A 26,967-nucleotide genomic window follows, 5' to 3' on the forward strand; every position below is an offset into this window, starting at 1 on the left:
GAAAAAGGTTCCCCCATGCGGAGGCCGACTCCGTGTCGGGTGTCAGTCTTACCGTAAATGAGGGTGATTTTGTCACGATACTTGGAACGTCGGGTTCCGGGAAAACCACGCTGTTAAAAATGGTCAACCGGATCCATGAAAGCACTTCGGGCGAAATCCGCTTCTATGGCGAAAATATCAAAAAGCTGAAGGTGGAGGACTACCGGAGAAAAATCGGCTATGTCATCCAGCAAATCGGGCTGTTCCCGCATATGACCGTGGCGGACAACATCGCTACCGTGCCCAAAATTCTTCGCTGGAGCAAGGAGAAAATCAATGCCCGCGTGGACGAGCTGCTGGAACTGGTGGGATTGCCGGGCGAGAGCTACAGGAAGAGGTATCCTTCGCAGCTATCCGGCGGGCAGCAGCAGCGAATCGGGCTGGCGCGGGCCATGGCTGCCGATCCTCAGGTCATGCTGATGGATGAGCCGTTTGGCGCGATTGATGCGATCACAAGACAGAATTTGCAGGATGAACTGATACGTATTCAGACAAAACTGAACAAAACGATACTTTTTGTCACCCATGATATTCATGAAGCCTTTAAGCTCGGCAACAAAGTCATCATTATGGACCAGGGGAAAGTCCAGCAGTTTGACACGCCGTACAATATTCTTTTTCACCCGGCCAATGAATTTGTTGCGCAGTTGGTAGCTTCCGAGAATATCATCAACCGGCTCAAGATTCTGAAAGCAGAAACCGCGGCGCAGCCGTTAACAAGAACCCTGGATGATTCGGATATCTATATCGGCAGGGAAGAGTTTCTCGATGGTGTGCTGTCCAAGTTTTTTGAAAGCGGCAGGAAATCGATCATTGTGACGGATGCGGATGGTCAGCCGGTAGGCGAAATCGTCTGGGATCAGTTAAACGGGCTGCTGCAATCACAAGCTGACAGGGTGCAGACGGATGCCCCAAGCCGAGACGGTGAGAAGGTGAACATTCATGCTCCAATCCATCGCTGATTTTCTGGCCTACTTCACCAAATATGGTGACAAAATGCTCGCGATGACGCTTGAGCACCTGCAAATCGTTACGCTCGTACTGCTTATTTCGATCATTATCGCCGTGCCGCTCAGCCTTGCACTCTACCGTTCGCACAAGCTGTCAACGATTGTACTGGCTGTGCTTGGAGCGCTGTACGCTATTCCCAGCCTTGCCTTCTTTGCGATCCTGATCCCGCTTCTCGGGCTCGGCATCCCCACAGCCGTTACCGTGCTGGTCGTCTATACCCAATTTATTTTGGTGAGAAATATTCTCGCAGGTTTTAGATCGGTCGATCCGTTCATGCTGGAAGCGGGGCGAGGGATGGGTCTTAGCGCTTCGCAGCTATTCTTCAAAGTGCAGCTGCCGCTTGTCATGCCTGCCTTGCTCGGCGGCCTCAGATTGGCGGTCATTTCCTCTATCGGGATGGCGACGATCGCGGCCATGATTGGTGCGGGAGGTCTGGCACGCTGCTGTTTGACGGTCTCCGCATGAATTTCGCATACAAGATCGTATGGGGAACGATTCTGGCCTCGGCCCTGTCCCTAATTGCCAACCGGATTCTATTATTCTTTGAAAAACGGGCGATGAAACGGGCGCGCGGCGAACAGCATTTGCGAAAAAAGGAGGCGGCGTAAAGCCGGGGGCAGATTCTCATGAACAAAATTCCTTTAATCATGGATGTCGATACCGGCACAGACGATGCCATTGCCATTATCTGCGCGCTGATGAGCACGGAGGTGCTGGATATCAAAGCATTCACCGCCGTCGCCGGAAATGTCGGAGTCGATCTGACAAGCCGCAATACGCTGAATATTGTGGATTATCTTGGCTTTGATATCCCTGTTGCGGTCGGTGCGGCGAAGCCGCTTAACAAGGAGCTGCATACCGCGATCAGTCATGGCCGGGCCGGACTCGGCGATGTGACTGTGCCGAAGTCGAACCGGTCATTTTACGGGAAGGATGCGGCTGACACCATCTATGAGCATGCCGCTCGGATGCAAGGCGAGCTTGAAATTGTGGCCGTCGGCCCGCTTACCAATATTGCCGAGGCCATCATTCGTTACCCGGATATTGTCCATTTGATCAAGCGGATTACGATTATGGGCGGCGCGCTCAGAGGCGGCAACATGACCGCGGCTTCCGAGTTCAATCTGTATGTCGATCCGGACGCTGGGAAAATCGTGTTCGAGTCCGGCATTCCTCTGGTCATGGTCGGGCTGGATGTGACGCTGAAACCGCAGCTTCCGCTTGCGGTTGTGGAAACCGTCAAGCGGCTGGACAACAAATTTGCCGGCCTTGCCGCCCGGATTTTCGATTTTATGCTGCGCCGCTGCGAGCAGTACGGCTTTGACCCGCCGAATGTCCATGATGCCATCGCTTTGGCCAGTCTGGTCGTTCCCGGGCTCGTTACGCTGAACCAATATGCAGTGACGGTGGAGACCGAAGGGACGGTAACCCGGGGCATGACCGTTGCCGACTTCAACAACGTTACGGGAAAAGAACCGAATGTGAGCGCTGCGGTTGATATCGACTGCAATCGGTTCTGGGATTGGATGACAGGCAAGTTTTTAAGCGCGGAGAGAGATTGAAACAGAAAGGATGGGATAGCCGTGAGCAGAATTACTGCGGCAAGAGGAGGAGAACTTCGCTGTAAAGGATGGCGGCAGGAAGCGCTGCTGCGGATGCTGGAGAATGTGCTGGAGAACGGCGAGAACCAGAAGGAACTGATCGTCTATGCTTCATTGGGCAAAGCGGCGCGGAACTGGCCGTCCTACAGGGCCATTGTGGACACGCTGAAGAATCTGGAAGAGGACGAGACACTGGTCATTCAATCGGGCAAACCGATCGGCGTCTTCCGCACGCACCGCCAGGCCCCGCTCGTTGTGATGGCGAACTGCAATCTGGTAGGCCGGTGGGCGACCAGCGAGAACTTCTATGAATTGCAGGACAAGGGCCTGATCATCTGGGGAGGGCTGACCGCTGCCGCCTGGCAGTACATCGGTTCCCAGGGCGTAATTCAGGGAACGTATGAAATATTTCAGAGCATCGCCCGCCTGCATTTCGGCGGAAGCCTGCAAGGCCGGTTCATTCTGACCGCCGGCCTTGGCGGTATGGGCGGTTCCCAGCCGCTGGCCGGAACGATGGCGGGCGCGACGATTTTATGCGTGGAGGTCGCGGAGGAACGGATCGACAAGCGCATTGCGGCGGGGTACTTGCAGTGCAAGACCGCAAGCCTGGACGAAGCGCTGGCCTGGATCGAAGAAGCGAAAGGAAGCGGAGTGGCGCTGTCGGTCGGCCTGCTCGGCAATGCCGCCGACGTCTATCCCGAGCTGCTGGCGCGCGGAGTGCTGCCGGATATTGTGACGGACCAGACCTCCGCGCATGATTTGCTCTACGGGTATATTCCGAGTGGCTATACCCCCGCCACTGCGGCGGAGGCCCGCAAGCAGGACCCCGCCGGACTTCAAGAAGCCGCCGGAGCGTCGATTGCGGCCGAGGTAGGAGCGATGCTGGAATTCAAGGCGCGCGGCGCGGTTGTCTTCGACAACGGCAATAATATCCGTTCGCAGGCGGTGAAGTATGGCGTCGCTAACGCTTTTGACATCGACATCTTCACCGAAGCCTTCCTGCGGCCCTTGTTCGCCCGGGCCATCGGCCCTTTCCGCTGGATCGCCCTCAGCGGCGACCCGCAGGACATCCGGACGATTGACGAATATATTTTGCGCGAATTCAGCGACAACGAGATCGTGTCGAACTGGATCAAGCTGGCGAACATTCACGTACCGGTCGAAGGGCTACCTGCCCGGATTGGCTGGTTCGGCCACCGCGATCGCAGCAGGCTGGCGCTGGCCGTGAATGAGATGGTTCGTGAAGGCAAGCTGAGCGGTCCGGTGGCGTTCTCGCGGGACCATCTGGATGCGGCCGCCATGGCCCACCCGAACATCATGACCGAGCGGATGAAGGACGGCAGCGACGCGATTGCCGACTGGCCGCTGCTGAACGCGATGCTGAACTGCTCCTCCATGGCCGATCTTGTGGCCATTCATTCCGGGGGCGGAGGATATGCGGGGTACATGACGAGCGCCGGCGTCACCATTGTCGCCGACGGCAAGGAGGAAAGCGACCTGCGCCTGCGGACCGCCCTCGATAACGATACCGGACTGGGCGTGCTCCGCTATGCGGATGCCGGATACGAGGAGTCGCTGGACGAGGTGGAACGCAAAGGCATCGCAAGAATCGATACCGGCAGGCACGAAGAAATTTTGACGGACTAAATTTTATCCGGCCGACAGTTGGTGGACTAATCGTTGTGCCGGCTGACAGTTGGCCCACGGATACGTGTGCAAAAAATAACGGCGACGAGCCGGAAAAGCGCTGGAAATAGGCGAATGAATGCCTTTCGTGCCGCTGCGCCCGGCTTGCCGCAGAAGGAGACTGGAGTAAATGAGAGAGTTAACGAGAGATGATGTAAACGCCGCGGTTAGAGGCGGTTCCGTATTTGCCAGCGGCGGGGGCGGTTGGGTGGACCACGGCCTGGATATCGGTCACGCCGCGCTAAGCGTGGGCCGTCCGAAGCTGGTGTCGGTCGATGAGCTGCCGGAAAACGCTGTTATTCTGACGTGTACGGCTATCGGCGCACCGGCGGGCCGGGACTGGCAGATGCTCGGCAAAGATTATATCAAAGCCGTGCAGCTCGTCATCGACCACTATGACGGCAAAATTGCCGGCGTCATGACGCCGCAGAACGGCATGTCCAGCACGATCAACGGCTGGCTGCCGGCGGCCGCGCTCGGCCTTGTCGTTGTGGACGCTACCGGAGACATCCGCGCCCATCCCACCGGCAAAATGGGCTCGCTCGGCCTCGCCTCGTCCATTGATTACGAGACGGTCCAGGCGGTTGCTGGCGGCAAGCCGGAGCTGGGCAGCTACATTGAGCTGGTTGTCAAAGGGACCCCGGCGCGGACCTCGAACGTTCTGCGCACCGCATCGGACATGGCCGGCGGCTTTATCGCCGCAGCGCGCCATCCGCTCCCGGCGAAATATATTAAGGAGCATGCCGCGCTGGGCGGTATCTCGATTGCGATTGAGCTGGGACGGGCGATCCTAGCGGCCGAGCCGGACGGCGCGGAGGCGGTGCTTGACACGATCGTGCGCCATACAAAGGGCAAAATTGTCGGCAAAGGTACGGTAACGAAGAAAAATGTGAGCTATTCCGGCGCTTTTGATATTGGCACCATTGAAGTGGAAATTCCGGGGAATTCGCTGATCCTGCACGTGATGAACGAATATATGGCCGTGGACGACCGGTCGGGCACACGGCTGACCACCTTCCCCGATGTCATTACGACCATTGATTTGGCCACAGGCCGTCCGGTCAGCGTGGGGGATCTGAAGGAAGGACAGGAGATTGCCGTGTTTGCCATCGACAAATCGAATGTTCCGCTCAGCTCCAGCGTCAAGGACCCGAGCGTCTATCCCGAAGTGGAAGAGGTGCTGGGGATCGACCTCCAGAGCTACGCCTTCGGCAAGGAGAAGCAGGTTCATGGCTGAGAGAAGCCGCCCGGTCTCCGGCAGTGCTCTGGTGCTGGATGGAACCGGTCTTAGTGTGGCCGATGTGGACAGCGTTGCCCGGGGCAACCGGGAAGTTGTAATCGCGCCAAGCGCCTGGGAACGGCTAGAGAAGGCGCGGCAGGTAATCTTCGAGCTGGCAGAAGAAGGACTGCCCGTATATGGGTTGAACCGGGGCGTAGGCTGGAATAAAGACAAAGTCATTTCTCCCGGCTTGTATGAAGATTACAACCGCAGCCTGCTGTTGTCCCACAGCGCGGGGGTCAAGCCCGAGGCCCCGGAGGAGGTGGTCCGGGCGGCGATGCTCGCCCGGCTGAACGGCCTGCTCTCAGGAGCCACCGGCTCGCAGCCGGAAATCGCTGCGCTCTACGCCGACTTCCTCAATCTGGGGCTTCACCCGGTTATGCCGCTGCGCGGTTCGGTGGGCGCCGCGGATATCACCCTGATCGCCCACCTGGGTCTGGCGATGATCGGGGAAGGAGAGGTGCAGCTTGGCGGACGCCGCCTGCCGGCCAAGCAGGCGCTCGCGGAGCTTGGACTGGCTCCGCTGCGGCTGGGGCCGAAGGACGGGCTGGCCATCGTCAGCTCCAATGCGCTCTCAGCCGGAAACGGCGCGCTGGCGCTGCATGATCTGGCAGGATTACTGGAAGTCACCGATACGGTATACGCCCTGTCGCTGGAGGCAATTCGCGGCAATGTCAGCCCGCTGGACGAAGCCGTTCACCGCAAGCGTCCATTCCGGGGGCAGCTTGCCAGCGCGGCGAATGTCTGCAAGAATCTGGCCGGCAGTGGCCTGTGGGAGGCGTATAATCCGGACTCCCTGCAGGACCCGCTCAGCTTCCGTGATGCCTGCCAGATCCACGGCGCGGCCCGTGACGCGCTTGCCTATACCCGGGAGCTGCTGGAGATTCATCTGAACAGCCCGGATGACAATCCCTGCGTGCTGGCGGAAGAGCGGCGCATATTATCCTGCGCCAATTTTGATCCCGTGGTCTGGACGCTGGGATTCGAGATGCTGGGCAGCGCCCTGCATCATGTCTCCAAAAGCTCCTGCTACCGCATCCTCAAGCTCGGAGACCCGGCCTTTACCGGCCTCAGCCGCTTTCTGACGCCGGATGCGGACCGCTCAATCGGCTTCGGCACCGTCCAGAAGACGGCCTCTTCGCTGGATGCGGAAATCCGCCATCTCAGCAATCCGGCCTCCGCCGATTACATGTCGCTGGCGGGAGATATCGAGGACCACGGAACCAACGCGCCGTTTGTCGTCTCCAAGACAAGGGAGATCATTGACCGGCTCACCTATATGCTGGCGATTGAAGCCATTCACGCCGCGCAGGCCATTGACCTGCGCGGCGGGGTTAAGCTGGGACGGGGAACGGAGGCGGTCTACCGGCTGCTCCGCACCGCCGTGCCTTTCCTGGATGCCGACCGCATCCAGACGGTGGATATTGAAGCGGCGTACCGGCTGATCAAGGACGGGGAGTTGCTGACGTCAGTGCGGCGGGTGCTAAGCAAGTGAAAGCCCATACTTGCAGCAGATTGCGCATTCTGAGTCGACATATTTTGATTACACAGATTTTCCCGCCTGTTCAGCAAACCGATGTCATTAGGCGGTCCGGTTTGTGGACAGGCGTGTTTTGCTGTGAGAGTGGGTGAGTCGAAGATCTTCGGGACGGTGTCGATCAATGTGAATTCGTTTCCTTCTTTATCTGTTGCCTGCATGTTATAATGTTGTCAAAATGCAAACTGGAAGGAGGCTGTCTCCGACATGTCCCTACCGAAAAAAATGGATAGACAAACGGCCAAGGAAATTCGTTCCATTTTAGCCAAAATGAATATTACGCAAAGTAAAATTAAAATTAATTTGGAAAATGAAACCATTCAAGTTGAGGATGACTACTCCATTGATGACATTCTTGAATCAGCCGGCGTATTAACTCCGGAACAAGCGAAGCAATTGACTGAGGATGTCAAAAAAATGCGCGAGGATGAGTGGAATTAATTGGACGGTTATTTACTCGATACGAATATTGCCATAGCTCTTCTTGCGGCTGAACCTGCCGCATTGGAGTTTGTTCGACAAGCCAGGGATGATCGGATGTCCATCTATTTTTCCGTTATTACGGAGTGTGAAGTGTTCAGTGGGTTAAGTTCTGAAGTCCGCTTGCAGGGGATTAAACTGTTTAATACCCGCAGATGCATCGACGTAAGCTCCCCCATTGCACGGCTTGCCGGCGACATAAGAAGAGAACAAAGATCAAAAGGCCGTAAGCTTAAAACACCGGATGCGATTATTATCGCCACTTCTTTAGAACACCAGCTTGGTCTTGTGTCAAGGGATCATGATATGAACTTTGTTCAGGAAGCATTTGGTATACCGTTAATATCAATCTAGCTAACCCATCGTCACTCCATAGGGAGATACGATGGGTTGTTTTTTATTAAGGGAAGAATCAATCATTCGCTTTCTGTGTCAAACTTCCCATACCGGACCTGATCCTTATGGTATAGTTGAACCATATAATTACAGGGAAGGGAAAATCCATGAATCCGAACAGCTATACCTTTATTGATGTCGAAACGCCCAATCCTTCGAATGACAAAATCTGTTCCCTGGCGATTATTCATGTTCAAGACGGGGTTATTGAGTTCGAAGGCTACTACTTGATTAACCCGGAGGCCGGTTTTGACGAGCGGAATATGGCGGTACACGGCATCAAGGCAGCCGATGTGAAGGACAAGCCGACTTTTGCTCAGGTATGGCCTAAAATTGAGCCGTATCTGGTAACGGCTGTAACGGTAGCCCATAATGCCCGGTTCGATCTCAGGGTCATCAGTAAAGCACTGCTCTATTACGATTTGCCCATACCGGAGTTCAACTATTTCTGCACATGCGAGAAGGCCAAAAGACATCTGCCGGCGCGTTCCTACCGTCTGCCGGATTTAGCTCGTGAGCTGAATATCGAACTGTCCGAGCATCATCATGCCCTGCACGACACCCGAGCCTGCATGTCCTTGTTTGTCTGGTTGACCCAACATTATGGCTTGCTGCCCGGAGATGTCCAAGCGTTTCGGTTCGACGAGACGCTAAAGGCCAACGGGATCGTGCTTCAGAAAGCGATGAATGAATTGTACGGTATTCTTTATGGAATCGGAATCGATCAGTTGATCCGGGTGGAGGAGCACAAAGCGATTGAGACTTGGATGCAGGAGTATAAAGCTTACCGCCGTCAGGAACATTTCGCGGAATGCTACCGTGTGCTCGACCAAATTTTGGAGGATCAGGTCATTACGGAGAAGGAGTTCAAGCAGCTCATGCAGTGGATCAAGACCCATGAGTCTTCAAACTTGTTCAGCAGTCTTACTCTGGAAATGCAGGTACTGTACGGCATTCTGAAAGGTATTATTGGCGATGGTTTGATCTGTCGGGAGGAGGTCGACGCGCTCAAAGGCTGGATGGAACAGCATAGCGAACTAAGCGGGAACTACCCGTTCAATAAAATCTATGAAGCGCTGGTGCAAATTCTTAAGGATGGCCGGATAACCGCCGAGGAAGAGTCGGCGCTGCTTTCGCTGATTGAAGGATATGTGAACCCGAAGATTGCCGCCGACATGGAAGAATCGATCGATTTGAATGGAAAAGTATGTTGTCTGACCGGTACATTCATCCGGGGAACGAAAGCGGAACTGGAGCGGCTCATTGTTCAGAGAGGAGGCAGCTGCGTGCCAGGGCTTACGAAAGCGGTCCACTACCTGATTGTCGGCGGGGAGGGAAGCGCGAATTGGGCTTACGGCAATTTTGGCGGAAAAATTAAAAAAGCGCTGGAAATGAAGGACAAGGGTAGCTGCATCGAAATCATCAGCGAGACCGCGTTGTAACAATCAAGGATTTAGCAGCTTCTTCATCCCGCTCACGGGTCTTAAGTATTCCCAATCTCGTTTTCCCCCCACGCAGGCAGATGATGCCTGCTTTTTTTGCGCTTTTTACTTAGACAAGAATCCGGCCCCCAAGGTCAAAAAAATACACGTCAACCGGTATGAGAGCTATACCGTATTTTGGACCACCGGTTGATATAATGAGGTCGAATAAAGGCGGCGGACCGCCGGAAGCGGGGAATCCGCCGGGAAAGCGAGGCTCGCATGGATAGCTACAAATTGAAGAGCAGGGAAATCCCGCTGAATACAACCTATGAGGTGATCGTTGTCGGGGGCGGACCGGCAGGATGTACTGCCGCGGCGTCAGCCGCGCGGGAAGGGGCGAAGACGCTGCTGATCGAGGCCACCGGAAGTCTAGGCGGGATGGGGACATCGGGGCTAGTCCCGGCATGGTGCCCGTTCTCGGATAAGGAGAAAATGGTCTACCGCGGGCTGGCGGGCAAGGTGTTCGAGACGCTGAAGGCGCAAATGCCCCATGTGAAGCCGGAGGCGCTCGATTGGGTGCCGATCGAGCTGGAGAAGCTGAAGGTCGTCTACGATAATCTGGTGACAGAGGCCGGCGCCGACGTATTGTTCCTCACCTCGCTGGCCGAGGTGGAGACGGACGGGCAGGGAAATGTGACGGCGATTGTCGCCTTGAACAAGGGCGGGCTGCAGGCGTTCCGTGCGCCGGTGTATATCGATTGCACGGGCGACGGGGATGTGGCCGCCTGGGCGGGAGCGGAGTACCGGAAAGGCGACAGCGCCACCGGTGACCTCCAGCCGGCGACCCACTGCTTCATCCTCGGCAATGTGGACGAATATGCTTATCTGAACGGGCCGCTTCTCCATAAAGAGAACCCGCAAAGCCCGATCCATGAAGCGGTGGCCTCGGGCCGGTACCCGGAAGTACCGGACACGCATCTCTGCAACAATCTAATCGCTCCGCGCGCCGTCGGTTTCAACGCCGGCCATCTGTGGCAGGTGGACAATACGAATGCCCATTCCGTATCCAAGGCGCTGATCCGGGGGCGGAAGATGGCCGCCGCCTACCGCGACATGCTGGCCGAGATCCAGCCGGCTTCTTTTGGCAATGCTTATGTCGCCAGCACCGGCACGCTGATGGGCACCCGCGAATCGCGGCGTATCATCGGGGACTACGTACTGACGGTGGATGACTACGTCTCCCGCCGGAGCTTCGAGGACGAGATTTGCCGCAACAGCTACTTCATCGATGTGCACGGCACCGAGAAGGAGGAGAAGAGCGAGGCGGGCTCGGCGCAGACGATTACGCTGTACGGACCCGGCGAATCGCACGGCATCCCCTACCGCTGCCTGACGCCGCGTGGGCTGCGCAATGTGCTTGTGGCCGGGCGGTCCATCTCCTGCGAGCGCCGGGTACTCGGCAGCGTCCGCGTCATGCCGGTCTGCCTCGCGATGGGTGAAGCCGCCGGATTGGCCGCAGCCCTCGCCGCCTCGGCGGACGGCGATGTGCATGCGGTCAACGTCGGCCGGCTGCGGCAGCGCCTGCGGGAAGAAGGGGCCTATCTGCCCGAGATGTCCGCCGCCGGGAACAGGGGTGACGTGAGATGAGCCATCATGCAACCGTACAGAAGCAGCTCGCCGCTGCGGAAAAAAGAACGTACTGGACCCGCCGGAGGCGCGAACAACTAGCCGGCTGGCTGTTCATCGCGCCCGAGGTACTCGGCATGCTCGTCCTCGCTGTGTTTCCGCTCATCTTCAGCCTGGGCCTCAGCCTGACCGAGTGGAACCTCGTCGGCGGCCTGTCCGCCATCAAGTTTATCGGCCTCGATAATTTTGCCGAGCTGTTCCGGGACGACAGGTTCCTAAAGGCGCTGAAGAACAACATCGGCTTCACTGCCGGCACCGTGCCGGCCACGATGCTGATGGGCGTTATTTTTGCAGCGATCATCCACAAGAAACTATACTTCAAGAATTATTTCAAGGTAGCGTTCTTCGTTCCCTATATTTGTTCGACAGTCGCGGTATCCGCGGTGTGGTCGGCACTCTATCATCCGTCCAAGGGACCGCTGAACCAGCTGCTGATGCAGCTTGGAGTCTCTGATCCGCCCCGCTGGCTGGTGGACACGAGCTGGTCGCTTGCCGCAATCATGGTGATCTATATCTGGCAGCTGCTCGGCTACCAGATTATCATTTTTATGGCGGGGATGACCAATATCCCGGATGAGCTCTACGAGGCTGCGACTATCGATGGCGCGACCGGCATCCAGCAGTTTCGGCGGATCACGCTGCCGCTGCTCGGGCCGACGACTTTTTTTCTGGCGATTACCAGCATCATCTCTTCGTTCAAGGTGTTCGATATGATCAAGTTCCTGACAAACGGCGGACCTAATTACTCCAGCACGGTCATTGTATACCAAATTTACGAAGAAGGATTTCAGCATTTCCGGATGGGCTACGCTTCCGCCATGTCCTGGATATTATTCCTGATCATTATGCTCGTGACTTCGCTGACCTGGATCACCCAGAGCCGGAAGGTTCATTATTAATGTAGAAAGGACTTCGCGCAAATGACGATACGAAAAATCAAGCTTGGGCCTATCGTACTGACAGCGCTGTTCGGCGCGCTCTCGTTCTTCTTCCTGCTGCCGCTGGTCTGGATGATGTCCGCCGCCGCCAAGACGGAGAAAGAGGTCTGGACGTTTCCGATTCAGTGGATTCCTAAGGATTGGCATTTTGCCGAAAATTTCAGGACCGTCTGGATGGGGGATGTCTCCTTCGGCCTCTTCTATATGAACTCGGTCAAAATCGCCCTGATCTCCACGCTCGCAACGCTCATCGTCTCCGCCATGGCCGGCTACGCGCTGTCCAAGCTGAAATTTACGGGGAGGGGCCTCGTCTTCAGCGCCATGATGGCCTTTATGATGATTCCGGAGCAGGCGACGCTCGTTCCCCGCTACATCATGATCAAGGAAATGGGACTCTACGATACGCATGCCGCGCTCATTCTGATGGGCATGTTCTCCAGTTATTTCACCTTTTTGCTGCGGCAGTTCATGATCGGGGTGCACAACGATCTATTGGAAGCGGCCGAGCTGGACGGCGCCGGATTCTACCGTATTTTCTGGAGCGTCATGCTGCCCCTGAGCCGTCCCATTCTGGCCACCGTCGGCATCATCAAATTCATCTGGACCTGGAATGACTACCAGGGTCCGCTGATCATGCTGAATTCGACCAATCTGTATACGATTCCGCTCGGCATGCAGTTCTTCAAGGAGGAGTTCGGAACCACGATTTCAGTGATGATGATGGCTTCGCTTGCGGCCATTATCCCGCTGCTCGTGCTTTTCCTGATCCTGCAGAAGCAGGTGATCCAGGGTATTTCCATCGGCGGGGTCAAAGGATGAGCGAAGGGGCCCGGCTTAGCGGGACTTTCGCCGCAGGCAAAGTCAAAAATGTCTACACCCGCACCACAAGACTATACACGGTACGCACGGCGGCAGGGTAGTATAATTAGATTGCACCAATGAAATGAAGGGGGAAATGGTATGAAGAAACCTGCACTATGGTTGGCCTCCCTGCTGCTGACGTTCTCGGTTACCGCTTGTTCCGGGGGAGGGAACGCTCCGGCCGCAAGCGACAAAGGGGCTGCCGCCGATCCGGCCGCGACAAGCCAGGCGAACACACCCGCGGAGAAAGAAAAGATCAAATTTTACACCTTTAAGTCCAATAAACCGGAGGAGCCTGCGTACCAGGCGGTTCAGGCCTACAACCAGTCGCAGGACAAAGTAGAGGTGGAATATATTTCACTTGTCCAGAACAGCGATAGTACGGAGTTCCTGAAAAAGCTGGACGTTCTCGTTGCCGGCGGTGAAATTGTAGACGCTTTCATGACCGGGAATGAGGAAGAACTGATGGAGCGGGCTTCGCGCGGAGTTGTGGAACCGCTTAACTCGTATTTTGAGGCCGAGGGAGTCAAGCCGGAGGATGAATATTTCAAGGTGCTCAAGCTGGATGGCAAAATCTACGGGCTGATGGGTTCTGCCACACAGTGGTTTACGGTCTTCAACAAGAAGCATCTGGATGAGACCGGACTTAAGCTTCCGGAAATGGGCTGGACTTGGGACGACTTCCGCGATTACGCCAAAAAGCTGACGGCCCCGGATCATTACGGGACTTATTTTCACACCTGGGGCGAATATGCGAACATCATCGCGTATACCGAGCATCCGAATCCGCAGCTGAGCGCCGACCTGAAGCCGATCTTCGACGACCCGTCCTTTAGTTATTTCTTCAACCTCCGCCGCGCCATGGAGAAGGAAGACAAGAGCGCTGAGCCTTATGCGGATGTGCTGGCCTCGAATTATCATGTGCTGCAGCAGTTTTTTGCCGGCAAAGCCAGCATGCTGGCCGTTCCGAGCTACGCGGTCCGGGCGGGTCTCAACCTGGAGAAATTCCCCCATGATTTTCAGATGGTGTACGCGCCGCTGCCGCGTTCCGTGAACGCAACCGATGTAGGGATGACAAACATTTCGGGCGGTGGTCTGGCGATCGGCGCCAAGTCGGAGCACAAGCAGGCGGCATACGATTTTATCCGCTGGATGACCAAGGAATCCTATAAGTACACGCAGGAAATTCCGGCGCTGAAAAATGTCGACGGCAAGGCGCTTCTGGAACAATTTTTCAGCGGGAACAAAAACTTGATCGATACCGACTCGCTCGCCAAAACCTTGTTCGACAGCCGCAACAAAATGCCGGAAGGCACCTTCACCGTTCCCTACGGCAGCCAGCTCAAGACGATTGTTGAAAATTCCTTTGCCAGCTATATGCTGGACAATCGCAATTTCGATGAAGTCAAGGCGGAAATGACGGCGGAAGTCGAAAAGGTAGTGGCCGCCAACCGGTAAACGGCGGTATGTAGATAAGCTGCCTTGTTCCCCGCAAAATAATCGCAGGTAAGCTTCGAAGATGCCATGCGGCATTATTTTGCGGGACTTTTACCCGGAATGTCATACAGGCGCGTAGGTCAGGGTTTATAATGGAAGTAGAACGATACTCTGGGAGAAGGATGACCCGTTATGCAATGGCTGAGCCGTTTCTCCTATCATCGGAGGCTGCAGTTCTCGTTCCTGGCCCTGATTCTGCTGCCTTTTGCCGCCGTGACCTTCTGGTCTTACCAATCCGTTCGTCAGAACGTAAGCGACAAGATCCTTCGCACCAACGAAGAGACGATCACCGTCATCGCCAATCAGATCGAAAAAACGATCGACAGCATTTCCTTCGCATCCCTCTATCTCTCCGAAACCTATGATCCCGAAGTCTTGAACAGTCTGCGCTACTTAACGAACGCTGAGAACTTCGGTGATTATAAGTCCTACATCCATCAGGCCAAATTGAAATCGATAGGCGGCATTCTGACGATACAGACGCTCGACGCGGACCTTGAAATTATAATCGTCAACCGGAACAACCGGATTATCATGGGCAACCTGGACCGCCCTGTCTTCTCGAAGGTACCTGACCGTTTCCTGCAGGAGAGCGGCAGGCTGAACCTGGGAGAAGGGACGGTCCTGCAGTGGTTTCCCTACCGGGAAAGCGCCTCTGTTCCGGAGTACTATTATGCCGCCCGTTTCATCTTCGATCCGCGCAACCATGAGAAGCTGGGCACTCTCTTCATCGGCATTCCCCGCCATTATTTCGAAAATCTGCTGGATACGGGCAACGCTTCCGTCGTCCTGTCGCTGACCGATTCGGCGGGGGAGACGATCGCCGTACGCGGGGGAAGCGAGGCAGCGGACCGGAAGAAGCCGCTGCGCAGCGAGGTGCGGATCTCAAGAACCGGCTGGCTGCTGGCCAGCGAGCTTCCCCGCAGTTCGATCGACAGCCATATCAACAGGGAGTTTCTCGTGTCCGTTTCGGTGTTCGGTGTGTTTTTTCTGGCTTTTCTGGTGCTCTCCATGTTCTGGGCAGGGTATATGAACAAGCCGATCAGTCTGCTGCGCGCCAGCGTCAAGCAGTATGTCGGCGGCAACCGCGACGTGCGGATTCCGGTCAAGGGCAAGGACGAGGTGGCAATGCTGTCCGCTGCTTTTAACCAGATGCTGGAGGATATTAACCAGCTGCTGCACCAGGTGGAAAGCGAGCAAGAAGAGAAGCGGAGACTTGAGCTTCGGGCGCTGTCGGCACAGATCCGTCCGCATTTTCTGCTCAATACGCTGAATTCGATCAAGGTCAATCTGCTGATGGCCGGCGACACCACCCACGGGGCGATGATCGACGCGCTGATGAAGCTGCAGCGGGCCTACGTCCATGCCGATCAGCCGATTCAGCTTGCCGAAGAGTGCGCCATCCTCGGCAGCTATGTGCAGGTGATGCAGGTCCGCAACCGGCTGGACATCGCCTTTCATTACCGGCTGGAGCCGGGAACCGAAGAGCTGGAGCTGCCGAGGCTGCTGCTGCAGCCCGTCGTCGAGAACGCGATCGGCCACGGCTTCTCCGCCCGTCCCGATCATCCTCGTATCGAGCTGGAATCGCGCCTAAGCGGCGGCATGCTCGAAATCGCGATCTCCGACAACGGCCGGGGAATGGCCGAAGAGGCGATCAAGCGGCTGAGCCGCCGCCTGTCGGGCGCGGAGCCCGAGCTGCCGCAGCCGGAAAAGGGCGTGGGGCTGATCAACACGGCGCGGCGGCTGCAGGTGCTGTATGGCTACCGGTCGCGGCTGACGGCGGCAGCGAACCCGGACGGCGGCATGATCTTTACATTTTATATTCCGGTAACGGGCAGCAAGGAGGTTTCTTCCCATGATGACGGTCATGTTGATCGATGACGATGTGCCTATGCTGGACTATGTGAAGCATTTGCTGGGCTGTCTCGATCTGAAGCTTGAGGTGGTCGCTGAGGCTTCCGGCAGCGAACAGGCGCTGGAGCAGTTTCATGACAGCCTGCCTGATCTCGCCATCGTCGATATCGGGCTGCCCGGCATGGACGGACTGGAGCTGGCGGAAGCATTCCGGATCATGAAGCCGGAGGTGCGGCTTATTTTCCTGACCTGTTATGAAGATTTTCATTATTCCAAAAGGGCGATTGGGCTAGAGGCCGACGATTATCTCATCAAGGATGAGCTTACACCCGAACAGCTCAGAGATAGTGTCAGCAAGGCAATGGAACGCATCCGGAGACGACGGGAGCTGCTGGAGCGCTACTCGTTCCAGCAGGCGATCGAGCGTAACCGGGAGGTGCTGAAGCAGAATTTCCTGAAGCAGCTGCTCTCCGAAGGCGGGGAATGGGACAATATTCTGCTGTTCGGCGAACGGCTCGGCATTTCCTGGAAGCTGCCTTATCTTCGCCACGGCTTTTTGCATATCGACGCCGCATCCGTCGTCGGCCGCTACCGGTACAAGGATATGCCGCTCCTTCATTTTGCAGTCGGTAACATCGCGGCTGAGCTGTCCTCCGGTCAGGCAACGATCACGCCGCTGATGGACGGAGAGGCGGACATTTATTTGCTGTGGAACACCAATGACCGGAATGTCCCGGATGACGAGCTGATCCGGTATATGATGTCTGTCCGGGAGAAGGCGGAGCAGTATCTAAAGGTTAGCGTGCGCGGCTTCTATGCGGCTGAGGCGGTTCCGGTTCGGCAGTTCGTCGAGACCTACAAGCAGTTGGCGGAGTACCGCGATCACAGCTTCTATGGCCCCGCTTTGCCCGCCGTGATGCTGAAGCCGGACCGCACGTTCCTGCCTGCGGCCGAATCGAAACCAGAGAAAGAGAAGGCGATGCTGTCACTGGCGCTCGAGGAAGACAACGCCGCCTGGATTGATTTGGCCGTGAGCAAGCTGCTGCAGCACGCCGAAGCAGAGCATTGGACGCCAAGGCTGCTTAAAGAAACGTACGCCGATTGTGTACGCCGGATGGCGTCCGAGACGAACGGGACGGCGGAGGAAGCATTCTTCGTCCACTTAAGCCGGTCCCTCCGGGCGGAGGAAGCGGCGCACCTGACGAAGCGGGAGCTGTGGAACCTGTGGCGGCATCAGGCGCTGACGCCGATCAGCGATCTGGAGAAGGACATTCGGCTTCAGGCCATCGACGATTTTCTGCGGGAGCATGTCGACCGGACGATAACCTCGGTGGACATGGCGGAGCATCTGCACCTTAATCCGAGCTATTTCTCCCGCTATTTCAAGCGGCTGGCCGGAATGAAATTTACGGATTACGTCAATAGCTACAAAATCTCCATCGCCATCTCCATGCTCCGCCGGGAGAACGAGACGGTTGAAAATGTAGCTTATACGCTCGGATTCTCGGACCGGGCTTATTTCTCCAAGGTCTTCAAGAAGTACAGCGGCAAGAGCCCCAGCGAGTTCAAGAATGTGTAGAACGGGGCTAGCAAATTAGGGGGAATATTTATGAAAGCGGTTACTTTGAGAAAATTATTACTGCTTCCGCTTATGGCCGCCCTGTTATTTGGTCCGGTCGGCCTCATGCCGGCGGAACGGGCGTCGGCAGCGGGCACGACGTATTATGTGGACGCCGGGGCGGGAAGCGACGAGAACGGCGGCACGAGCACAGATAGTCCCTGGAAATCGCTCGCCAAGGTCAATTCGGCCGTATTCGATCCAGGCGACCGTATTCTGCTTAAAGCCGGTTCGGTCTGGAGCGATACCTATCTGGACCTGAAGGGGTCGGGCGTGGAAGGAAGCCCAATCGTGGTCGACCGGTACGGAACCGGGCCCAAACCGCTGATTAACTTCGGCAATACGGCGGTGGGCGGCGAAGGGTTCGGCGTCCGCCTTAAAAATGTATCGTATTGGGAAATTAACAATTTGGAAATCACGAGCGGGCAGCACGCGACCGACATGCGCCGAAGCGGCATTCTCGTCGTCGGTGAAGGGGCGGGCGCCGGCGCGTTCAAGCATATTTATATTAAAGGCAACGACATCCATGACGTATTCGGCACGGACCGAAGAACCGGCGGCATCAATTTTCACGCCCGCGGCGGCAATACCGGTCCCGAGAGCACGTGGGACGATGTGCTAATTGAGAACAATACGGTGATCAACGTGGCGGATACCGGCATTCAGGTGATGACGGATGCCTTCGCCAACACGTCCTGGGCCCATAAGCAGGACGCCTTCACCCATTTGATTATTCGCGGCAACTATGTGGAGAAAATTCACCGGGACGGCATTCTGGTCCGCGCCGGCGTCTCTCCGCTGATTGAATACAACACGACGAACGAGATCGGCGTCAGCTGTGACATCGACACATCGGTGGTAAATTATCTGGATAATATCGGTTTCGTCGCCGCCCAGTGGGCTTATTACACTACCGGGGCCGTCTTCCAGCATAACGAAGCGTTCAATACCCGGGTTCTTCAGGGAGACGGCCAGGCTTGGGATTTCGACATCAAGGTGAGCGACAGCATCTATCAGTATAACTTTAGCCATCATAACGAAGGCGGAGCCCTGCTGGTTATGGATAGCACGAACAATAATATTTTCCGCTACAATATCAGCCAGAATGATTACGACGCTTTCGGTGCGTTCCATTTGAGACCGGGCGGCGGCAACCTGTATATCTACAACAATGTTGTTTACCGCGACCACGGTGTTACGTCGGCTCTGACCCAATCAAGCACGAGCGGAATGGCTTATTACAGCAACAATATTTTCTATAACGCCGCCGGGGGAACGTACACGAATAGCAATTACGTGAAATACAGCCACAACCTGTTCTACGGCGCGAATTCGAACGTGCCGAATGACCCAAGCAAGGTTATGGCCGACCCGATGTTTCTTGACGGCGGCGGCGCGTCCGGCATCGACACCGCTTCGGCGTACCAGCTGGCCGAAGGCTCCCCGGCCATCAATGCGGGTGCCGTCGTATGGGGCAACGGCGGCGCCGACTTCTTCGGCAATCCACTGTACAGCGGGGCGCCCGACATCGGCGTATACGAAGCCCCGGGAACGACGGACCCTGCGGGGGCGCTGCTTAATGACGATTTCGAAGACGGAACGGCGGACGGCTGGGCCACGGTTGGAGGAAGCTGGGATATTGGGACCGAGGATTCGCTGGTCTACGCCCAGAATGGCCTTTATGGGGAATCAATCGCTTTCGCTGGCGAAGCCTCCTGGACGGACTACAGCCTTGAAGCGGATGTGAAGGTGAAGAAGCTTGGCGGCAATGGCGGCATTCTGTTCCGCTATCAGGATGCGAACAATTTTTATATGTTTCGCTTAAACGATACGGGCAGCACCGCCGATCTGTACAAGAAGACGGGAGGCAATCTCCAAGTGCTGGCCAGCGTGCCGATAACCGTAAATCCGAATCAGGTATACAGGCTGAAGGCGACGGTTCAGGGCGAGTCCATTACCGGGGCCGTGGACGGCACGGATCTCATTTCCTGGACCGGCAGCGGACCAGAACTCGCTTCAGGCAAAATCGGCCTGCGCGTGCACTCCGGCATGGCGTCATTCGACAATGTACGGGTGACCGAGTAACGGCCGATTGGCCGGCTAAGCTAGCCTGCCGCCGCCGCCATTCGTTCGGCAAGAATACGGGCGGGGCGAATAAGGAAAGGAGGGATGAACGATGACCGTCCGAACGAAGGCGAGGGGTGGAAACCGCAAATTCCGCCTGCGCTTGGCGGAGGGAGGATGGCACCGGCTTCGGCCGCTGGCGGTGCTGGCGCTGCTGCTTCTGATGCTGGTGCCCGCCGCCTGTTCGCCGCCTAAGCCGCCTGCAGAATCTGCCGTTTCCGAAGCCGGAGGCGGGGCGGCGACCGATCTGTTTACCGCCGTCGCCTGGGTGAACGGCGAACCGGTTGCGGACGGCGAATTCCGGACCCGCATGCTGGAGCTGCGGGGCGAGGTTGTCGCCGAGACAGCGAAGGGCGGCGCCGACCCGGCGGCCAAGAGCTTCTGGACCTCCGACATCGGCGGCCGGACGCCGCTCGGTCTGCTGAAAGAGAAGACACTGGACCTTCTGGTTAGGGTAAAGGTCCAGCAGATTGCCGCCAAGGAAGCCGGAATCGCTGAAGACATCGGATACGAGGCTTTCTTGTCGCGGCTGGATGCGGAGAATCGGACGCGAAGCAGCCGGCTTCGGCGCGGCGAAGTGATCTATGGTCCGCAGCAGTACAGCGAACAAACCTATTACCGATATACGCTGGCCAATCTTACGCTGGCGCTGCGGCAGTGGCTTGCCGAGAAGGACGGCGACCGCTCCGGCAGGCCGCTGGACGACGAACGCTATGAAGCGTGGCTGAACCGGCAGGCGGCGAACGCCGTCGTTCGGGTGAATCCTTCCCTGTACGACAAGCTGTCGATGGAGTGATCGGAACGTTTTAGGTTTAAATCGCGCGGAACCCGAACCATTTTATTTTGGCAAGCATCAGGGTGACCGCAAGCGCTAGAAAGAATAACCCGCCCCAGATGATCTGGTGTGTACCCATATGCAATAAGAACTGGCCTCCCGAAGCCGTACCAATCGCAATGCCCAAATTCGAGAAAGAGACGAATAAGCTGTTGGCAAACTCAGGCGCTTCAGATGCTTCGGAGGCTAACCAGTTCTGATTGATAATAAAGCCCCCGGTATGAATGAATCCCCATACAATCACGATGATCATCATTGGAATGAAGTAACTTCCGCCCCAGAATACGATCAGATACGTGATGGCCAATACAACAGGATACAGAAGGGTCGTTTTGATCACATGCTTGCTTAATAATCGGCCTGCCTGCAAATTTCCCAGAACACCGCTTGCTCCAAACAGAATCAGCATGGTGCTTATTAATTTCCCGCTCATTTTTGTAATTTGTCCGAGATATTCGGCAAAATAGCTGAATACGGCAAACATCGCCGAAATGGTTAAGCAGACGGTGGCAATGTTCAGCCATAACTGGGGTTTCGCCAATACTCCGAGCTGCTTTTTATAGGATAGTTTTGCTGTTACCGGCATGCTTGGAACCGAGATTAACAGACCGATTAACGCGATCAGATTTAGCGCGGCGGAGAACAGAAATGAGGCTTCAAGTGAAAATTGATCCGCGATAAAAGAGGTGAACGGCACCCCCAGAACCATCCCTACCGTACCTCCAGTAAATACATAGGCTGTCGCTTTACTCTTCTGTTCGCTTGGGAAAAAACTTGCCGCGGCTACGAAAGCCAGCGAGAAATAGACCGGATGAAGAAAAGCGGGCAGGATGCGGACGATGAGCAGAAGCGAAAAGTTAGGAGCGATTGCTGACAGGAGATTGGCGACGGTAAAAAGGGCCAGCACAGAGGCCATGATCCGTTTTTTGTTAAACCCTGAGAACAGCAGCGTCATGAACGGGCCAAAAATCGCAATCGTGAGCGCAAATAAACTTACGAGCATACCGGTCTGCGAAGCGCTAATTTGATACTTTTCTGTAATTTGAATAAAAGTGCCGATGACGCCAAATTCCGTGTTGACGATGCTGAACAGTCCGAATGCGATAATGGCAACATAATAATAAGGTTTCATCTCACTTTATACCTCATTTCTGCCAGCCAGTTCACTGCATCCTCCCTATTCTGAAAAAACTGCAACTCGTATGGGAACTCGTCGATGGTGCCGACAATCCGGTTTAAGCTTGATTTGGCGACGACTTTCTCCGGCCCAATTACTGCGCAGTATTGGATGCCCGATGCCCGCTTCACCCAGTTTTGGGAAACCCAGGCTTGATCCTCTTGACTAATGACCGACATTTTGCGGTTGTCATACAGCACTTTGCTACCATTCATTTTTCCGGCCAATTCCACTACCTTATCCATAGCGGTACGAAACTGCTCGCCTTGGGCAAAAGCCTTCCATCTCAGTTCAACGATTTGCTGCGCTTCATTCCAGGTAATCTCCACTTGAGGGGATTCATAATAAACCATAGCTCTCACGCTCCATTGTTCATCTTTTAATATGTAAACTTCGGCAGCGAGGGTGTCCAGGGAGACTCGGGTCACCAGCCATACCGCATGACCTGTGTTCCTTGGACACCGCCCCCTGACGAGACTTATGGCAATTTGATCAGATTAAGTGTAGGGAGGGGACCTCCCGGAAATTGATGCAATTTGCCGCCGTCAGCGAGACCGCCCAGATCAATGGTGGCGAATCCGATTTTATCGTTCATGCGGGTGACTTCTGCCTTGGCCGCGGCATCATCGCCGGATATGAAGATGACGCGGCGTCCGACAATTTGTGGGTCAGAGCCCAGAACAGCGGGAGTCAGTGTATTGAATCCTTTGACCACCCTTGCGCCGGGAACCAATTCCGAAACCACCTCACTCGACGTTTTGCCTCCAAGATCAGCCACGATGAATTCAGGAGTAATAATCGGGTTCATCGCATCGATCACGATACGTCCGTTCCATTCGGGCAAATCGGCAACCGCTTCTTTCAGATGCTTCCAAGGCAGGGCAATAAACACAATATCGGCGGCTGCGGCTTCCCGAACGGTAACGGCTTTGCTCTTGCCCCCAAGTTTGGCTACCAGCGGAGCAAGCGATTCCGGTCCGCGGCTGTTGCTTAAGAAAACCTCATAACCTGCTTTAACGACTTGTTTGGCAAAGGCTTGCCCGATTTCACCTGCGCCAATAATTCCAATAGACATATAAATTCTCCTCTCAAATTTGGGTTTTGGTTTTCAAGCTTGGACCAAGAATCAGACTGTGGTTCCGCCGTCTACATTAATGGTTGCGCCGGTTACGAAGGCGGCTCCCGGTGTAGCCAGATAAGCTACCATGTCGGCGATTTCCGCGCCCGTACCGTAACGGCCGACCGAAATCATGCCGGAGACAACCGGAGCATAAGGACCGTCAGCCGGATTCATATCGGTGTCGGTCGGTCCCGGCTGCACGTTGTTAACGGTAATGCCGAGCGGAGCCAGATCGCGTGCGAGGCCCCGGGTAAGTCCGGCGACAGCCGCCTTGGACATCACATAGAGGCTGTTGCCCGGAAACGGATTGAAGTCGGCGTTGATGCTGCCGATATTGACGATGCGTCCGCCTTCGCCCATTTGAGGAGCTGCTGCCTGCACTGCTGCGAACACGGCGCGGACGTTGACGGCAACCATGCGATCGAATTCTTCGATGGCAAATTGATCATAGGGCTTCAAGTTTGCGAGTCCGGCATTGTTCACGAGAATGTCGATGCCGCCGAAGGCTTTTACCGTTTCAGCAACCGCACCTTTCACCGCATCGGCGTCTCCGCTGTCGGCGCGAAGAGCCAGTGCGCGTCCGCCGGACGCTTCAATTTCTTTTACCAATTCTTCCGCTTTTTGCTGCGCGCTGGCGTAGGTGAAAGCTACTGCCGCGCCGTCATTTGCCAGACGTTTTACGATGGCTGCTCCAATGCCTCGGGACCCTCCAGTTACCAGTGCCACTTTTCCAGATAAATTATTATTTGTTGTTGTCATCATAAAAACCTCCTCAAGTTTTTTGTTTTGAAACGTTCGGTTCAAAACTATGTGCTAACTATAACCTTAGGGAAAATGAATTGTCAAGAGGGAAAATAAAAAAAGTGAGAAAATAAAAAACATTCATCAAGGGAACGTGCATACCCACCGATTGTTCAATGGGGGTATGTTCCAATGATGAATGTTTTTAGAGACAAGCAGGGGATAGTGGATATGACTGCTTATGATGGCCAAGCCTTCATCGTAAGCTCAATCACATCCTGCAATTCGTCGCGGGTTGAGCCATCCGCAGCCCGAATGGACATGCCTTCGGAGATGGTCATGATATAGCGGGCAAGCGCCGCCGGGTTAGAGCCGGCAGGCAGGTCGCCGGCAGACTCCGCTTGTTCAAAGCGACGGCGCAAAGCCAGTTCCGTCTCCACCCGGCGCGACGTAAGCTCTTGGCGAATCATGTCCGCGTCTTCTCCGCAAGCAATGGCTCCGCGAATGGTCAGACAACCCTTCGGGTAAGAAGGATTGGTTACGGAGTCGGCAGTAACATTCAAGAGTTTTTCGACAACGGCGCGGGCTGTCGGCTCGTTGAAGGCCGCGCTTGTCAGCTTCGGCGGACCTTCAAAGTAAAGATCAAGCGCCTGGTTAAATAGTTGTTCCTTGCTGCCAAAAGTGGCATAGAGGCTCGAACGGTTAATCTTCATCGCTTCGGTTAAATCCGAGAGGGAGGCGCCTTCATAACCTTTTTCCCAAAACACCTGAAGCGCACTCTTCAACGCCTCGGTATTATCGAAGGTGCGCGGCCGTCCTGTTGCCATACTGATTTCCTCCTCACTGTGTGCTTCAACTGCTCAAGGGGATGGACTTTTTGTCCCTAAAAAATCCCCATGCTCCGCCCGCCCGTTAATGAAATAGGTCATGATCTCACAACCTTTATGCGGATTTAGATCAATAGCCCTTCCTCTAATGGCTTAGGATAGACTCCGCCTATCATTCTGGAACGTTCGGTACATATATGAAAAATATCACGCTGCATGATGGATGTCAAGTATTCCCTCTAGAGCGGGCTGTATGCAAGTATCGGCAGGCATATGCCATGCAATTACCCTGCAATGATCCGAAAATTCCCGGCAAACACCCGGCAAACACCCGGCAAATGTCTGGCAAACACCGGCGAACGCCCGGTAATCGCCCGGCGATCGTCTAGCGCCGAAATACCGGTTCTTTTTATTTCCGACGAAAAAAGGTTGACAGTACAGGGACGAATGCATTAAGGTTCACTTATGAACCGAACGTTTCAAAAATAATTTGAAGGAGTGAATGATCATGACAACATCTGCAAAAGCATTAAGAGAGGTACATAGATGAACGGGTCCATTTCGCGGTCCAGACTCCGCTTAAGTCTGCTTATCCTGTCGATTGCGCATGTGCTGCTTGGACTGGATTTCAATATTGTTTATGTCGCGCTTCCCGAAATAGGCGCAGAGCTTGGCTTCTCCCAGCAGACGCTTCAATGGGTAGTAAGCGCCTATATCGTCGCTTTTGGCGGTTTTTTGCTGTTGGGCGGACGCATATCCGACCTGTTAGGCAAACGGAAAACCTTCGTTAATGCGCTGTTCATCTTTGCGGCTGCGTCATTAATGGGCAGCTTTGCGAGCAACGCCGGAACGGTGATCCTTGCGCGCGCTATTCAGGGACTCGCCGGCGCATTTCTGTTCCCCTCCATTCTCTCCCTGATCAACAGTCTGTTTGCGGCAGGCCGTGAGCGGAATCGGGCGCTTTCCATATGGAGTCTTGCCGGATCAAGCGGTCTTGCGTTAGGTTCGCTTCTTGGCGGTATCCTTGTTAGCACTTGGGGTTGGACTTCCGTTTTTTTCGTTAACGTTCCGCTTGGCCTCATACTGGGTGCCGGTACTCTAATGGTTATGCCTGCCGATGCCAAAAACACACGGAAGCGCAGCTTCGATCTTCCCGGCGCAATTACGGCGACTGCGGGAGTTACACTGTTCGTATTTGTGCTAGTGCAAGGACCGGAAATAGGCTGGACTTCAGCGTTTGTCTTGATCAGTCTTATCGCTTCCGCCCTTTTCCTATCTGCCTTTGCGATGATCGAGTCACGCAGCTCCGATCCGCTGATGCCCCTTAGGCTACTGAAAAACCGCAATCTTGCTATTGCGATGTGGCTTTACCGCAGTCTTCATGGGAACGTTCATGGCCATCCCCTACTTTCTTACAGTTCTGTTCCAACACAGCTATGGTTTTAGCGCGATGCAGACCGGCTTTGCTTTTCTTGTTCCGACGATGTTTCAGATGCTTGGAAGCCAGTTCAGCAACCCTTTATCAAGAGTTATAGGCATACGCGCCACGCTGCTGGTTGGCTTTTTCATCGGCGGACTTGGAGGAGCTGCACTTGGTTTAGGCATATTTCCAGGGAGCGGTTATGCGGCGCTAATTCCCGGGCTCATTCTGATCGGTCTCGCGATGGGTATTACTTACGGTCCAATATGGATCATCGCTGGGTCCGATATCTCTCCGGGTGAGCAAGGAGTGGCTACGGCTATGGCATCCACCAGCTTGCAGATTGGGGGCGCGGTCGGTCTTGCCGTTCTGGTCGCTGTCGCCAATGCGAATACGCGCGGATTAACCGGCGAGCAGTTGAATCATGCGATGGTTAGCGGAACCAGCATCACGATGTACGCCGCAGCAATTGGAATCCTAATAGGAATGCTTATCTCTTTAACTATTAAAAAACCATCGTCTCGGGCCATGCATGCCGCTGAAACGAAGGCGGAGCAGTTGACTGCCAACACAGAACTTGTCGTAAAATAACGGGTTCTTGAAAAGAGTTCTTTTAACTAAATAAACGGACTCTCCTTCACTTGGATGTGGAAGAGGGTCCTTTAGATTTGTCATTATGTGGATTTCACTCAAATCATGAGTAGGAATAGGTCTTTTTTCATGCACTAATCTAAGAGAAATGAATGATAATAGGACTTATAGAGTGATGTATGTATCAGGATATAGATTTGTTAGTATGCTAATATTTACCTTGCT

The 26,967-nt window shown here is 55.1% G+C and carries 26 protein-coding genes; 20 read left to right on the plus strand and 6 right to left on the minus strand.

What is annotated here, in order from left to right; genetic code table 11:
- Window positions 1-32 precede the first annotated feature (32 nt).
- From PDUR_RS07900 to PDUR_RS07980, 18 genes are all read left to right on the plus strand, one after another.
- Window positions 33-1,001, plus strand: coding sequence for an ABC transporter ATP-binding protein (locus PDUR_RS07900; protein ID WP_233277501.1), 969 nt, complete (start codon window positions 33-35; stop codon window positions 999-1,001).
- Window positions 982-1,515: an ABC transporter permease gene (locus tag PDUR_RS07905; protein WP_218918447.1), complete on the plus strand. Its 534-nt coding sequence runs from the start codon at window positions 982-984 to the stop codon at window positions 1,513-1,515. The genes PDUR_RS07900 and PDUR_RS07905 overlap by 20 nt, the downstream gene beginning before the upstream one ends.
- The gene (locus PDUR_RS29450; RefSeq protein ID WP_218918448.1) at window positions 1,512-1,658 is read left to right on the plus strand and encodes a hypothetical protein; all 147 of its coding nucleotides are present in this window, start codon (window positions 1,512-1,514) and stop codon (window positions 1,656-1,658) included. Before PDUR_RS07905 ends, PDUR_RS29450 begins: the two co-directional genes overlap by 4 nt.
- Before the next feature lie 18 nt (window positions 1,659-1,676).
- The gene (locus tag PDUR_RS07910) at window positions 1,677-2,612 is read left to right on the plus strand and encodes a nucleoside hydrolase (protein ID WP_042205795.1); all 936 of its coding nucleotides are present in this window, start codon (window positions 1,677-1,679) and stop codon (window positions 2,610-2,612) included.
- A gap of 21 nt (window positions 2,613-2,633) precedes the next feature.
- Window positions 2,634-4,298 carry a thiourocanate hydratase gene (locus PDUR_RS07915; RefSeq protein WP_042205796.1) on the plus strand — a complete coding sequence of 555 codons (1,665 nt, stop codon included), beginning with the start codon at window positions 2,634-2,636 and terminating at the stop codon, window positions 4,296-4,298.
- 169 nt (window positions 4,299-4,467) lie between these two features.
- Window positions 4,468-5,574, plus strand: a complete 1,107-nt coding sequence (locus PDUR_RS07920) for a thiohydantoin desulfurase (protein ID WP_042205797.1) — start codon at window positions 4,468-4,470, stop codon at window positions 5,572-5,574.
- Window positions 5,567-7,111, plus strand: coding sequence for an HAL/PAL/TAL family ammonia-lyase (locus PDUR_RS07925; protein ID WP_042205798.1), 1,545 nt, complete (start codon window positions 5,567-5,569; stop codon window positions 7,109-7,111). Before PDUR_RS07920 ends, PDUR_RS07925 begins: the two co-directional genes overlap by 8 nt.
- Before the next feature lie 249 nt (window positions 7,112-7,360).
- Window positions 7,361-7,594 (plus strand): hypothetical protein, encoded by a 234-nt coding sequence (locus PDUR_RS07930; protein ID WP_042205799.1) that lies wholly within the window; start codon window positions 7,361-7,363, stop codon window positions 7,592-7,594.
- Complete coding sequence (locus PDUR_RS07935; protein ID WP_042205800.1) at window positions 7,595-7,987, plus strand: PIN domain-containing protein; 393 nt, start codon at window positions 7,595-7,597, stop codon at window positions 7,985-7,987.
- 149 nt (window positions 7,988-8,136) lie between these two features.
- Window positions 8,137-9,471: an exonuclease domain-containing protein gene (locus PDUR_RS07940; protein ID WP_042205801.1), complete on the plus strand. Its 1,335-nt coding sequence runs from the start codon at window positions 8,137-8,139 to the stop codon at window positions 9,469-9,471.
- A gap of 261 nt (window positions 9,472-9,732) precedes the next feature.
- A complete protein-coding gene (locus PDUR_RS07945; protein ID WP_042205802.1) occupies window positions 9,733-11,100 on the plus strand; it encodes an FAD-dependent oxidoreductase in 1,368 nt (455 codons plus the stop codon).
- Window positions 11,097-12,038, plus strand: coding sequence for a carbohydrate ABC transporter permease (locus PDUR_RS07950; RefSeq protein ID WP_042205804.1), 942 nt, complete (start codon window positions 11,097-11,099; stop codon window positions 12,036-12,038). The genes PDUR_RS07945 and PDUR_RS07950 overlap by 4 nt, the downstream gene beginning before the upstream one ends.
- A gap of 21 nt (window positions 12,039-12,059) precedes the next feature.
- The gene (locus PDUR_RS07955) at window positions 12,060-12,896 is read left to right on the plus strand and encodes a carbohydrate ABC transporter permease (RefSeq protein ID WP_042205805.1); all 837 of its coding nucleotides are present in this window, start codon (window positions 12,060-12,062) and stop codon (window positions 12,894-12,896) included.
- A 141-nt stretch (window positions 12,897-13,037) separates the two neighbouring features.
- On the plus strand, window positions 13,038-14,396 hold the full coding sequence (locus PDUR_RS07960; protein ID WP_042205806.1) for an ABC transporter substrate-binding protein: 1,359 nt from the start codon (window positions 13,038-13,040) through the stop codon (window positions 14,394-14,396).
- A 171-nt stretch (window positions 14,397-14,567) separates the two neighbouring features.
- Complete coding sequence (locus PDUR_RS07965; protein WP_042205807.1) at window positions 14,568-16,316, plus strand: sensor histidine kinase; 1,749 nt, start codon at window positions 14,568-14,570, stop codon at window positions 16,314-16,316.
- Entirely contained in the window at window positions 16,291-17,868 is a 1,578-nt protein-coding gene (locus PDUR_RS07970) for a response regulator transcription factor (RefSeq protein WP_042205808.1), read from the plus strand. The genes PDUR_RS07965 and PDUR_RS07970 overlap by 26 nt, the downstream gene beginning before the upstream one ends.
- Before the next feature lie 30 nt (window positions 17,869-17,898).
- Complete coding sequence (locus PDUR_RS07975) at window positions 17,899-19,992, plus strand: 3-keto-alpha-glucoside-1,2-lyase-like domain-containing protein (RefSeq protein ID WP_042205809.1); 2,094 nt, start codon at window positions 17,899-17,901, stop codon at window positions 19,990-19,992.
- 91 nt (window positions 19,993-20,083) lie between these two features.
- Complete coding sequence (locus PDUR_RS07980) at window positions 20,084-20,827, plus strand: hypothetical protein (RefSeq protein WP_042205810.1); 744 nt, start codon at window positions 20,084-20,086, stop codon at window positions 20,825-20,827.
- Between the two features lie 16 nt (window positions 20,828-20,843).
- Here the strand turns inward: PDUR_RS07980 and PDUR_RS07985 are convergent, their stop codons facing one another.
- The 6 genes from PDUR_RS07985 to PDUR_RS30200 all read right to left on the minus strand — a co-directional run bounded on the left by PDUR_RS07985 (window position 20,844) and on the right by PDUR_RS30200 (window position 24,881).
- Complete coding sequence (locus tag PDUR_RS07985) at window positions 20,844-21,998, minus strand: MFS transporter (RefSeq protein WP_042205811.1); 1,155 nt, start codon at window positions 21,996-21,998, stop codon at window positions 20,844-20,846.
- The gene (locus PDUR_RS07990) at window positions 21,995-22,396 is read right to left on the minus strand and encodes an STAS/SEC14 domain-containing protein (protein WP_042205812.1); all 402 of its coding nucleotides are present in this window, start codon (window positions 22,394-22,396) and stop codon (window positions 21,995-21,997) included. The genes PDUR_RS07985 and PDUR_RS07990 overlap by 4 nt, the downstream gene beginning before the upstream one ends.
- A gap of 125 nt (window positions 22,397-22,521) precedes the next feature.
- Window positions 22,522-23,118, minus strand: a complete 597-nt coding sequence (locus tag PDUR_RS07995; RefSeq protein WP_042205813.1) for an NADPH-dependent F420 reductase — start codon at window positions 23,116-23,118, stop codon at window positions 22,522-22,524.
- A 51-nt stretch (window positions 23,119-23,169) separates the two neighbouring features.
- On the minus strand, window positions 23,170-23,925 hold the full coding sequence (locus PDUR_RS08000; RefSeq protein ID WP_218918449.1) for a 3-oxoacyl-ACP reductase family protein: 756 nt from the start codon (window positions 23,923-23,925) through the stop codon (window positions 23,170-23,172).
- A gap of 218 nt (window positions 23,926-24,143) precedes the next feature.
- Window positions 24,144-24,731: a TetR/AcrR family transcriptional regulator gene (locus PDUR_RS08005; protein ID WP_042205815.1), complete on the minus strand. Its 588-nt coding sequence runs from the start codon at window positions 24,729-24,731 to the stop codon at window positions 24,144-24,146.
- 33 nt (window positions 24,732-24,764) lie between these two features.
- Window positions 24,765-24,881, minus strand: coding sequence for a pirin family protein (locus PDUR_RS30200; RefSeq protein ID WP_156130675.1), 117 nt, complete (start codon window positions 24,879-24,881; stop codon window positions 24,765-24,767).
- 396 nt (window positions 24,882-25,277) lie between these two features.
- Here PDUR_RS30200 and PDUR_RS30055 point away from each other — a divergent pair, with 396 nt between their 5' ends.
- On the plus strand, window positions 25,278-26,177 hold the full coding sequence (locus PDUR_RS30055) for an MFS transporter (RefSeq protein ID WP_218918450.1): 900 nt from the start codon (window positions 25,278-25,280) through the stop codon (window positions 26,175-26,177).
- Entirely contained in the window at window positions 26,125-26,742 is a 618-nt protein-coding gene (locus tag PDUR_RS30060) for an MFS transporter (protein ID WP_218918451.1), read from the plus strand. Before PDUR_RS30055 ends, PDUR_RS30060 begins: the two co-directional genes overlap by 53 nt.
- Window positions 26,743-26,967 lie beyond the last annotated feature (225 nt).

Source organism: Paenibacillus durus (assembly GCF_000756615.1).
Taxonomy (GTDB): Bacteria; Bacillota; Bacilli; order Paenibacillales; family Paenibacillaceae; genus Paenibacillus_AQ; species Paenibacillus_AQ durus.